Origin of the sequence: Methanopyrus sp. KOL6 (assembly GCF_002201915.1) — an archaeon.
Lineage (GTDB): Archaea > JAADCQ01 > Methanopyri > Methanopyrales > Methanopyraceae > Methanopyrus.
Genome location: NZ_CP019470.1, coordinates 296,974 through 308,384, shown reverse-complemented (window position 1 = coordinate 308,384; position 11,411 = coordinate 296,974). Strand labels below are relative to the sequence as shown.

The 11,411-nt window shown below is 58.8% G+C and carries 11 protein-coding genes; 4 read left to right on the top strand and 7 right to left on the bottom strand.

What is annotated here, in order from left to right; genetic code table 11:
- Window positions 1-21 precede the first annotated feature (21 nt).
- Window positions 22-1,020 (top strand): RNA-guided pseudouridylation complex pseudouridine synthase subunit Cbf5, encoded by a 999-nt coding sequence (locus BW919_RS01745; protein ID WP_088335199.1) that lies wholly within the window; start codon window positions 22-24, stop codon window positions 1,018-1,020.
- Here BW919_RS01745 and tfrB read toward each other — a convergent pair.
- From tfrB to BW919_RS01730, 3 genes are read right to left on the bottom strand one after another with little or no spacing between them, the layout of a single operon-like run.
- Window positions 1,017-2,483 (bottom strand): fumarate reductase (CoM/CoB) subunit TfrB, encoded by a 1,467-nt coding sequence (gene tfrB, locus BW919_RS01740; protein ID WP_157665868.1) that lies wholly within the window; start codon window positions 2,481-2,483, stop codon window positions 1,017-1,019. The two genes, BW919_RS01745 and tfrB, sit on opposite strands and share 4 nt — an antisense overlap.
- A 5-nt stretch (window positions 2,484-2,488) precedes the next feature.
- Window positions 2,489-3,097, bottom strand: coding sequence for a DUF366 family protein (locus BW919_RS01735; protein ID WP_088335195.1), 609 nt, complete (start codon window positions 3,095-3,097; stop codon window positions 2,489-2,491).
- The gene (locus BW919_RS01730) at window positions 3,046-3,315 is read right to left on the bottom strand and encodes a methylated-DNA--[protein]-cysteine S-methyltransferase (protein ID WP_232452900.1); all 270 of its coding nucleotides are present in this window, start codon (window positions 3,313-3,315) and stop codon (window positions 3,046-3,048) included. The genes BW919_RS01735 and BW919_RS01730 overlap by 52 nt, the downstream gene beginning before the upstream one ends.
- Before the next feature lie 218 nt (window positions 3,316-3,533).
- Between BW919_RS01730 and gatE the strand changes: the two genes are divergently transcribed.
- From gatE to glmS, 3 genes are read left to right on the top strand one after another with little or no spacing between them, the layout of a single operon-like run.
- Window positions 3,534-5,456, top strand: coding sequence for a Glu-tRNA(Gln) amidotransferase subunit GatE (gene gatE, locus BW919_RS01725; RefSeq protein ID WP_088335193.1), 1,923 nt, complete (start codon window positions 3,534-3,536; stop codon window positions 5,454-5,456).
- 5 nt (window positions 5,457-5,461) lie between these two features.
- Complete coding sequence (locus tag BW919_RS01720; RefSeq protein ID WP_088335191.1) at window positions 5,462-6,505, top strand: M20 family metallopeptidase; 1,044 nt, start codon at window positions 5,462-5,464, stop codon at window positions 6,503-6,505.
- Window positions 6,506-6,524: 19 nt separating this feature from the next.
- On the top strand, window positions 6,525-8,369 hold the full coding sequence (glmS, locus tag BW919_RS01715) for a glutamine--fructose-6-phosphate transaminase (isomerizing) (RefSeq protein WP_088335189.1): 1,845 nt from the start codon (window positions 6,525-6,527) through the stop codon (window positions 8,367-8,369).
- Window positions 8,370-8,371: 2 nt separating this feature from the next.
- On the opposite strand, the gene BW919_RS01710 is transcribed toward glmS, so the two are convergent.
- The 4 genes from BW919_RS01710 to BW919_RS01695 form a co-directional block, all read right to left on the bottom strand.
- Entirely contained in the window at window positions 8,372-9,805 is a 1,434-nt protein-coding gene (locus BW919_RS01710; protein WP_088335187.1) for a DHH family phosphoesterase, read from the bottom strand.
- A gap of 193 nt (window positions 9,806-9,998) precedes the next feature.
- A complete protein-coding gene (locus BW919_RS01705) occupies window positions 9,999-10,259 on the bottom strand; it encodes a hypothetical protein (protein WP_088335184.1) in 261 nt (86 codons plus the stop codon).
- A gap of 17 nt (window positions 10,260-10,276) precedes the next feature.
- Window positions 10,277-10,810, bottom strand: a complete 534-nt coding sequence (locus tag BW919_RS01700) for a ferredoxin domain-containing protein (protein WP_088335182.1) — start codon at window positions 10,808-10,810, stop codon at window positions 10,277-10,279.
- Window positions 10,811-10,816: 6 nt separating this feature from the next.
- Complete coding sequence (locus BW919_RS01695) at window positions 10,817-11,398, bottom strand: hypothetical protein (protein WP_088335180.1); 582 nt, start codon at window positions 11,396-11,398, stop codon at window positions 10,817-10,819.
- Window positions 11,399-11,411: the final 13 nt, after the last annotated feature.

The window sequence follows — 11,411 nt, the reverse complement described above, 5'->3', positions numbered from 1 at the left end:
CGAGCGTCGAGGGGGCCACGCATGAGCGGTGACAAGGACCGTCGGTTACCGTTCGACCGAGATCGGGAAATGGTTACGAAAGCCGAGGTGGAAACGGACCCTCGGTACGGTTGTCCTCCGGAGGAGCGCCCTATCGAGGAGTACATCATGAAGGGTGTTATCAACCTGGATAAGCCCGCCGGGCCCACATCGCACGAGGTCGTGGCTTGGGTGAAGGAGATCTTCGGTCTGTCCAAGGCGGGTCACGGTGGTACCCTGGATCCTAAGGTCACGGGAGTCCTTCCTATCGCCCTCGAGAAAGCCACGAAGATAATCCAGACGCTGCTACCGGCGGGCAAGGAATACGTGACGATTATGCATCTCCACGGCGATGTGGACGAGGAGGAGCTGGAGCGCGTCGTGAAGGAGTTCGAGGGGACGATACTCCAGCGACCACCGTTACGCTCGGCGGTCAAGAGGAGGGTACGTCCTAAGAAAGTTTACTACATCGATATCCTCGAGATCGACGGTCGCGACGTGCTGATGAGGGTCGGGTGTCAGGCTGGTACTTACATCCGGAAGCTGTGTCATGACATCGGTGAGGCCTTGGGTGTCGGTGCGCACATGGCTGAGCTTCGAAGGACGAGGACGGGGCCGTTCTCGGAGGAGAACGCCGTCACTCTCCACGACGTGAAGGACGCGTACGAGTTCTGGAAGGAGTATCGGTGGGAGGAACCCTTGCGACACATCGTACGTCCGATGGAGGAAGGCCTAGAGCACCTACCGAGGATAGAGATCAGGGATACTGCCGTCGACGCCATCTGCCACGGGGCCGACCTGGCCGCACCGGGAATCGTTAGGGTGGAGAAAGGGATCCAGCCCGGCGATCTAGTCGCCATCTTCACGTTGAAAGGGGAGGCGGTAGCGCTGGGAGTGGCCAAGGCTACTTGGAAGGAGATGCTACACGCGGATCGGGGTATTATGGTGGACACCAAGAGGGTCCTGATGGAGCCGGGCACGTACCCGAAGGCTTGGGGCTAAAGACCTCTGGAGAGCAGTACCGTCAAGTTCTCCACCCGTGCCTCGACGTCGTTGCGCTCGAGCCCCTCTTTGAGGTTGTATTCGCAGAACGGACAGACCGTGGTCAACACTTCGGCCCCGGTCTCGCGTACCATGTGAGCCTTCACGTCGGACATCAGCTCCGCGAGTTCCGGTAGACCGGATCGAACGCCCCCGCCGGCCCCGCAACACCGATCCGGTTCCTCCATCTCAACGAACTCAACGTTCTCGATCGATCGGATGAGCTTCCTGGGCTCGTCCTCGACACCTTGTCCCCGTTTCAGATGACACGGATCGTGATACGTAACCGTTGTACGCTCCTGGAGCCGGAATCCCCGCTCGTGTGCCCTTATCTCTACGAGTAGCTCCGTGACGTCTAGTACGTCCCACTCGAACCTATCACCGAGGAGTTCGGGGTAGTTGTTCTTCAGCGTGGCTCCGCAGCCGGCGCAGACGGTGACGATAACGTCGGGGTCGACCCGTCGGAACGTCTCCAGGTTCTCGAAAGCTAGGCGTTCGGCACGGTCGTACTGCCCCGTCCTCAGGAGTGGTGAGCCGCAACAGACTTGCTCCCGAGGAACGATCAGTTTGATCCCTAACTTCTCGGCCAGCTTAATTAGGGCTTTCCCAGTATCGGGTAGTCGGTAATCCACGAGGCATCCAGTGAAAAACATGGCCTCGACGTCTCCCTCCCCGTACTCACCGGAGTACTCCTCTATGAACGATCTGTTCCCCTTCTCGACGGACCTGCCCGTGCGTACGGCCCTTTCTCCTAGCTCCTTGTGCTCGGGTAGTGGGCCTTTGCCTTCCTCGTAAAGTCTCGCCCGTAACGTCTCGACAGCCTTCGCCGGGATCTCTATGTCCTTAGGGCACACTTCGGCGCAGGTATGGCACGTGGTGCAGGCGTACACGGTGTCGTCTATTCCTGGAGATTCGTCCCATTTTTCGACTTCCTCCGCTACCTTCCGTAGTACGATCGGGCCCGGGTTCCGCGTCGATCCCGACTTGATCACGGGACATTCGGCGACGCAGCAGAGGCACTCGATGCAAGATCTTAGCTCGTACAATTTCCGCTGCTTCTCGGGTTCCATTCGACGGAACCACTCCCGGTAGGATTTGGGGGAGAGAGGCCGGAGCCTCGACGTGACCGCCGACCAATCGATCGCCAGGTCTTTGACTACGGGTAGGTGCCTCAGGGGTTCCACGGTCACTTCCTGACCTGGTTCCAACAGGTACTCACAGGCGAGTCGAGCTTTCCCGTTCACGAGCACAGCGCAAGTGCCACATTGAGCGTTCCGGCACGAGAACTCGAACTCGAGGTCCTGTATCTCGTGCTCCTTGATCCACCGTAGCGCGTCGAGTAGCGTCATTCCCTCACGATACGGGACTTTCACGCTCTCCGATCGCTCGACGGTCTCGATGCGGATCACGACGGCTTCGTCCAAGTTCCTCACCACCTGATCTTGGTGAGGTCCAACTCCACATCCGTGATCTCGCGGACGAATTCGACGGCAACGCGTCGACCCAGGTCGAGTGGGTCTCCAAGGTAACCGAGGTCGCGTAGGGAGGAGGCTGGGACGGGAACACCCTCGGTTGTCACGTTGATCCCGAGGTGCGCGAGCGAACCGGGGCCCGCCGGCTTGAAAACCGACACGGTGAGCTTTCTGCCGTCGTGTAAGAGGTCATCACCGTCTCGGTTCAGATTTGTCGATAGTTCCCTCTCGATGACTTCCTTCGCTACCACTACCAGCAACCTTTGAAGTAATCCCGATACCAACGGATCGGCTCGGGTGGGGTCGTCCACGAGCAAATGCAGCACATCGTTGCCCCGGATAGGCGAGCCGACATCCTCAGCATCCGCGGTGTATTCCGTCCTTACGTCCATCGGGCCTCGAAACACCACTACGGCCCGCCCTTTAATTCCGTACCGCTCGTGAGCGAACGTCCTGCGGAGCTGCGAGCCGTCGTACTCGAGCTCCTCACGGTCGACGATCACTACCCACTGGCCTACCTCTTCGATGGTAACGCTCCCTCTAGCTCTAACAGTCTCCTCTTCCATTCCAACCCCCACCTGAACCCACCGAGCCCGTCGGTGGCTACGACGCGGTGGCATGGCACGATTATCGGGGTCCTGTTTAGGGCGAGGGAGACTCCCACCACCCGTGGATGGGTGTTGGCCTTTTGGGCGATATCCCCGTAGGTGACCACTGTCCCGTACGGGATCTCGCGGACGAGCTCGAGCACTTCCCGAGGTTTTCCGGAAACGTTTATCCTCACCGGGACATCACCGAAGTTTACGGGGTGGCCCCGGAAGTACCGCTCCAGGTCACGTTTAAGGGTGCGGAGCGTGCGGGATCTCTCCGCCGCCGGCGTGCCTTCCCCCGGTAGGGTTACCTCTAGCACTACCTCACCGTCATGGACTACGTACCCGCGCCCATAAGGCGTTCGATAATCGAACCGGTACCGCGAGGGGGGTGACCCCCCTGCCCGAGCCCGTGCGAGAAGAGGACCTAGACTGGGAAGAGATCGGTCTCCGAGTGGGACTTGAGATTCACCGGCAGCTTGATACCTCCAGAAAGCTGTTCTGTCGCTGTACTCCAGAGCTAGGGGAAGAGGTACCTGAGGAGCCCAAGGTCAGACGTAAGCTCCGCCCGGTCCAGAGCGAGATGGGTGAGTTCGATCCGGCGGCTTTGGAAGAATTCAAGCGCGACCGAACGTTCTACTACCTGGCGGACGGGTCCTTCTCGTGCCTAGTTGAACTGGACGAAGAGCCCCCGCACGAGCCTTGTTCTGAAGCTCTCGACGTCGCGATTAAGGTTACCCTCCTTCTGGGTGGGTCCGTCGTCGACGAGGTGCACGTGATGCGGAAGATGGTGATCGACGGTTCGAACACCACTGGATTCCAGCGTACAATGCTCGTCGGGTTCGGTGGTGAGGTCCCGACGTCCGAAGGCCCAGTCCGTATCAGTACGGTGTGTCTGGAAGAAGACGCCGCTCGCAAGGTGAAGGGACGTGATCAGGATCTCGAGGTCGAGTACTGCCTTGACAGACTCGGGATACCGCTTATCGAGGTCTCTACGGAACCGGACATCAGGACGCCGGAACAGGCCCGTGAGGCCGCTGAGAGGATCGGTGAGGCGATCAAAGCCGTAGGCGGTGTGAAGTCAGGAATCGGCACGGTAAGGCAGGACGTGAACGTCTCGATAGAGGGTGGCGCCGTGCAGGAGATCAAGGGTGTTCAGGACTTGAACCTGATTCCTAAGGTGGTCAAGTACGAGGCGTTAAGACAGGCGAATCTACTCAGGATCCGAGATGAGCTTCGTGAACGCGATGTTAGTGAAACGGACCTAGTCAATTGTGAGCCAGTGGACGTTACTGACGTGTTCGAGGACACCGACAGCGAGATTATCCGTCGGGAACTCGAGCGTGATGGTGTAGTGTACGCTCTGCTTCTGCCCGGGTTCGAAGGGATTTTAGGTTGGGAACTGTGTCCGGGCCGGAGGTTCGGTACCGAGCTCGCCGACTACGCGAGGAGACGAGGGGTTTCGGGGCTGTTCCACTCCGATGAGCTTCCCAGGTACGGCATCTCGGAGGAGGAAGTCGAGGCTGTCAGGCAGCGTCTCGGTGTGGAAGACGGTGACGGGTTCGTCTTGATAGCGGGTCCGGAGGATCGCGTTAAGTCCGCCATGGAAGCGGTGAAGGATCGCGCTATCATGGCGCTGAAAGGCGTCCCGGCAGAGACCCGACGTGCTCGGAAGGACGGGACCACGGAGTACATGCGGCCTCGCCCGGGAGCCGCTCGAATGTACCCTGAGACGGACATCCCGCCAGTAGTTATCGACGAGGACAGGGTAAAAGAGCTGGCGGAAAAGCTCCCGGAGAAACCTTGGGAGCGTAAGGAGAGGCTCACCGAAGAGTACGGTCTCGGGGAGGAGTTAGTTGAGCAGATGTTCGAGCATGGAGTCGTGGACGAGTTCGAGAAGATCGTGAAGGATACCGGAGTGGAACCTAAGGTAGCAGCGGCCACGCTAGTGAACACGATCCCTCGGCTTGAAAAAGACGGGTACCCAGTGGATAACCTCACCATAGACCACGTTAAGGATGTGCTGAAGCTCTACGCCGAGGGTACCATAGCTAAGTCTGGAATCGAGGAGCTGCTGGGCGCCCTTGCGGCCGATCCGGACTCCGATCCCGAGGAGCTCGCGGAAGAACTCGGCATAGTGATGGTGTCCGAGGAGGAAATCGAGGAGGTTGTCGAAGAGGCGATTCGTAGGTACGAAGATGAGATTCGGGAGCGAGGTATGGCAGTCATGGGCAAGATCATGGGTGAGGTAATGGAAGTCCTACGGGGACGGGCGGACGGTAAACGGGTAAGCGAGCTCGTCCGCGAGCGAATTCAAGAGATTTCGGGAGAGTGATTAGGTTGGACGTCAGGGAGCGCGTGGTAAAGCTCCTGTGCGACTACATCTCTATCCCCAGCGTCAGCGGCGAGGAGGAAGAGCTCTCGGAGCGGTACGCTTCGGACCTGGAGCGTGCCGGCTTAGAGGTGGAAATCGACCGTCTGGGGAACGTGATCGGGCGACGTGGAGAGCCGGAGGTGTGCCTAACGTCACATCTCGATACTGTCCCACCCGACGGGATGGAGAAACCGTTCGAGCCCCGTATCGTCGACGGTAAGCTGTACGGTCGAGGAGCTTGCGACGCGAAGGCCAATCTGGCCGTTTACGTTACCCTGGCCGAGATATGGGATGGACCACTGGAGATAATCGCGGTAGTCCGAGAAGAGACCGATTCGGCCGGCATTCGTCACGTGTTACGTCGTAGGGAAATTCAAGCGAACCACGTGATCAACGGGGAACCGACGGAACTACGTCCCGTGATCGGGCACAAGTCCCGTGTGGAAGTCAGGTTGCGTATCGAAGGGGAGTCCAAACACGCCAGCTCACACAACCCGGAGAACCCCATTTTGAAATTCTGCAGGATACTGCATTATCTCTATGAGATGCTGGAGGATTTTGAGGACGCACTCGGAGTCCCTACCGCCAATCCCACGAGCGTTCACTCCAGGGGGGTGGCGACTAACGTGACACCACAGTGCCTGGAAGCCGTGTTGGACGTCAGGCTCAACACTCAGCTGTCTCCCGAGGACCTCGAGCGATTCTTTCACGGAGTGGAAGGGGTCTCGGCCGACATTCGGGCAGGAGCACCACCGTTCGTACTCTCAGGCGACGAACCGTTAGTGCGCGCGCTACGGGAAGCCCTAAGTGCCCGCGGGCTCCCGAACGAACCTATTACCTGGCCAGCAAGCACGGACGCCGGTTACATCCGTAAATTGGTTGGTAAGGACGTAGTGGTCTTCGGACCCGGTTCGATCGACTACGCGCACTCCCCTTCGGAGCACGTTCCGATTGAGGACCTCGTAAATGCTGTTCGCGTGCTTTACGACGTTGTGGAATACCTCTCGTAAGTAAAGGGTGTGAACTGGTTTGTGCGGGATCGTAGGGTACATCGGGGAGCGTGACGCGGCCCCCATTATAGTCGACTCGTTGGTCAGGCTCGAGTACCGCGGCTACGACTCCGCCGGAGTCGCCACGATCCACGAGGGTCGGTTGTACGTCGAGAAGGATGCCGGGAAGCTGACCGAGGGCGGCGAGCCGACGAAGCTGCAGCGTAACCTCAGAGAGCTCCCCGGTAAGGTTGGAATCGGACATACCCGATGGGCGACTCATGGAGACCCTAACCGGCGTAATGCACATCCGCACACGGACTGTCGTGACGAGATCGCGGTCGTGCACAACGGCATCATCGAGAACTTCATGCAACTTAAGGAGGAACTGGAAGATAAGGGACACCGGTTCGACTCCGAGACGGACACCGAGATCGTACCCCATCTCATCGAGCAGGGGGTGAAGGGAGGGAAGTCGTTCTTCGAGGCGTTCGTCGAGGCCGTGCGCCGGCTAGAGGGGTCGTACGCCATCGCCGCTATTTGTACCCGCGAGCCCGACGTAATCCTGGCCGCTAGGAAGGAGAGTCCGTTGGTAGTAGGGTTGGGAGACGACGGTAACTTCTTGGCGTCCGATATACCGGCAATACTACCAGAAACGAACCGCGTGATCCCTATCGACGACGGCGAGATCGTCGTAGTGAAGCGGGACGAGATCAAGATACTGGACGTGGAGACCCTTGAGGACGTCACGGAAGAGAAGGAAGTGCAGATAGTCGAGGAGGATCCGCACACGCTGGAACGCCGTGGCTACCCGCACTTCATGCTCAAGGAGATCCACGAGCAACCCGAAGCCGTTAGGAACACGCTTCGGATCGAACGGGAAAACCTCATGGAGATGGCGGAGGAGCTCGTCGGCGGCGATTACACTAAGTTGTACATCGTCGCGTGCGGTACCTCGTACCATGCCGGACTCGGCGCGAAGTACGCCACGGAGTTGCTCGCCAAGTTCCCCGTGGACGTGGTGATAGCCTCCGAGTTCCGGTATGTGACAAAGGAACTCGTCGACGAGGACACCCTCGTTCTAGCCATCTCACAGTCGGGTGAAACCGCCGATACGCTAGCGGCGGTGCGGGAGGCGAACGCCCGGGGAGCCACGACGATAGCACTGACCAACGTCGTCGGGAGCACGATCACCCGTGAGGTCGACCACGTCATGTACACCCACGCTGGCTTCGAGAAAGCCGTTGCTGCCACAAAGACCTACACAGCGCAGCTCGCGGCGATGTACACGTTGGCCGTGGAGCTCGCCCGCCACTTTGGTGAGATAACCGACAAGGAGTCGGAGGAGTACCACGATGAGCTGGACAAGGTTCCGGAGATGCTGGAGGAGGTACTCAACTGGGAGCGGGAGCGTGAGATAGCGGTGATGGGTGGTCGGTACAAGGAACGTCCCAACTGGTTCTTCATCGGTCGCGGTCCTGGATATCCTACCGCCATGGAGGGCGCACTGAAGCTCAAGGAGATCACCTACCAGCACGCGGAGGCGTACCCTGCGGGTGAGCTCAAACACGGTCCGCTGGCATTGATCGAGGAGGGTGTGCCGGTGGTCGCCGTAGCTCAGCCAGGCGGCGCCTACGAGAAGATGCTCGCGAACATCGAAGAGGTGAAAGCTCGGGGTGCCACTGTGATCACCGTAGCCGATGAGAAGGACGAAGCCGTGGAGGAGCACTCCGATCACGTCATCCAGGTGCCGAGTATCAGCGAGGTGTTCTCCCCGATCGTCTACACGGTACCGCTTCAATTGCTGGCGTACTACATGAGCGTGGCCAGAGGCATCGATCCTGACTATCCACGGAACCTGGCTAAGAGCGTAACCGTAGAGTGAGTTCAGTCCTCCTCTTCGATGCCTATTACCTTGAATATCCGTTTACGCACCGCCTGCTCGACGAGATCGAGCACCATGTCGCTCTCGACGTCCTGGAAGATGCCTAACGGGATCTCGGCTGCGGCGGCCTTCGAGTGACCTCCAGCGGAACCCACGTCACCAAACGCTTCTTTCATTATCTCACCTATGTTCAGGCGGATATCGTCCGTTCGCGCTGAGATCTTGACCTTACCGTTGACCACACCGAACACTATGACCGTGTGGACACCCTCAAGGTTAAGCAGATAGTCGGCGGCTTGAGACAACGCATCCTCGTTTTTCACGAACCCCACGTTCGAGAACAGGTAACTCCGAATAACCGTCCTGTTGCGGATAGCTTCACCGAGCACGTCGAGAGTCTCGGGAGAGATGTCCGGAGACTCGATCTTAGCCAGCGCTTCGTGATCGGCCCGCGGGTAGAGATACGCGGCCGCCTTGAGGTCCTCCGGCGACACGTTCCTCGTGAAGTTCAACGTGTCAGTCCTGATACCGTACAGTAGTGCCGTCGCTATCCTCCGGTCGATGTTCCTATCGAGGATTTTGAGGTATTGGGTGAGTATCGTAGAAGCGGCTCCGACCTCCGGTCTGTGATCTACGAAGTCCGCGAGCTCTAAAGCGCTCTTAGAAGTGCCGTTCATGTCCATCATGCCGTCCGACGAATCGTGGTGGTCGACCGCCACCAGAATACTATCCTCGATACCGTCGTACTCAGCCAGCTCCCGTGGTAGGACCGGGGTGTCCACTACGGCGATAGCGTCGTACTCATCTAAGTCTACACGTGAGATCCGCTTCATCTCGATATCCAGGAGGTTCACTAGGGCTTTATTCTCCTGATGACCGATCTCGCCTCCGTATACCACGTCGGATTGAACGTCGACGATACTGGCTATCTCCTGAAGGGCTACAGCGCTAGCGATAGAGTCGGGATCAGGGTTGTTATGTGGGATTATAGCCAAACTCTCCACGTCTTCGAGCTTTGTCAGCAGCTCGTGCACCTTTCGGCGGTTCCTCACGTTGTCGATGTTGTGAAGCAACTTCCCGACCAGCAGCTGATTCGGGGAGAGAACTTCGTCCGCTCCGAGCTCCTTAAACTCCTCAACGCGTTCCTCGTCCGTGACTCGCGCGATGATGTACGTGTCCTCGTTGATCTTACGGATCAGCCTGATAGCTTCCGCGTTAGCGTCGTCGTCGGGGGTGAGGACGTACACCATGACGGCTTTCTCTATGCCCGCTTCGAGTAATACTTCTTTCTCCGTGATGTCTCCGATAATCACTTCGAAACCTTGCTCCTTCAGGACCTCCGCACGGTCCTCGTTACAGTCGACGATTACCACCTCTTCACCACGATCCCTCAGTGCGTCCGCCACCACGTGACCTACTGATCCACCACCCAGCACGGCATGAAGGGTGATCGCGGCTTCCCCCTGTTAACTCGCGGGAGGCTGTACACTGGGCGTGCACGGAGTATGGCAACTCCTTAAAACCTGTTTATGTGAGAAAACCTGGAAGCTGGTTAGGGAAGACTTGAAACAATCAGAGCGTATTTTGGGTGTGGACGGTGCGCGGAACCCGGTGGGGATCTGGGAAGAATCAGCGTTTGGGCTTTCTAATCCCCAAGAACCTGGCGCACTTAGGGCAGTAGTACACCTTGCGGCTGAAAGTGTGAACGTATCGGTCGTCCACCGCCTGACGAACCACCGGATCGGTAATCCTGAACCCTTGCGTCCAAGAGATGGCCTTGTGTCGAGGTACTTTTCCCCCGCAGCACTCACAGGTCACGAACGAGGGCTTACCACGCGATTTCGACTGCTTCCATCCATCGCGACCTTTGCGTCTGGGATTGCGCGCCATCGCGCGATCCCTCCCGGTCAGCCATCTCTGTCGAAGTATATATTCTTCCCGGTCGCGGATAGCGGAATCCCTATCACGACGTCCGCGTCGACTACGCCCAAGGAGCGTGCTGCGACGCCGATGGTGTACATCAGTCTGTTGTCGACTACTAGATCGTTGGCGACCTTCGCCGCCGATCCTAACGCGATTCCCAGATCGATCAGCTTGAACCCGCAGATCGGTCCCGCGAACTCGACGTCCGCGCTGCGCTCCTCGATGTCGTCGCACGAGGCCCCGCACATACCGCAGTTGAGGCCACAAGGCCCGCTGGACTTGACACCGATTAATACCAGACACTCCGATCTCCTGAGGCACTCCGCGTCGCGCTTGAAGAAGTCGACCCCCTTTTCCTCGGCAATTTCTTCCATCCTCTCGGCGATCTTATCCAGCGTATCCTCGTCCTCCACGATCTCGATGACGATATCGTCGATACCCCTCGTTTTCGGGGCCGTGCGGGCGGCTACCGCCATCAGACGCGCAGCTTGGCGGACGCCTTCGGACTCGGAACTCACTCCCGTTTACCCCCGCACCGTGGGTGGCTTTTCAGCCAGGAGCATGTCGAATAACGTGTCACACAGGACTGTAGCCAACTTCGCGTCCTTTTCGGCCGCGATCGTGGGCGCGATACCGTCGGGATCGTCCGTGACCGCGCAGATCATCCCGTCCTTGGTTCTACACATCATACCGGGCCGAGCCGGAACCCAACGCTTCTCGCGGGGATCGTACACACGGTCGAACCTCTTGCCGTAATACGCTTCTTCGGAGGTTATAGGCACCCTTAGGAGAGCCTTATTCACGGCTTCGGTACCCCGGCCGGGGAAGAACGCGTCCATGAGCACCTTCCCTAGAGCCGTGAACGTCCCCGTAGCGAGACACTTTTTATTCGCCGCTTCCGGTTCGGCGCGCGCGTTGGTTATCCGGACCCTAACCCGATACATGCCCGTGATCGGGGTTACTAGCGATCTGACGATGTCTTTCACTCGATCCGCTCTGGGAACGTCCACTTCCAGCTCCAAGCCGGAGCCTTGCTCTACGCTCACTTCGACGTACGTGAGCACACCCTTGGTCACTGCCTCGGCCAGCGCTCGCGCCTCGACCAAAGTCAAAACCCCT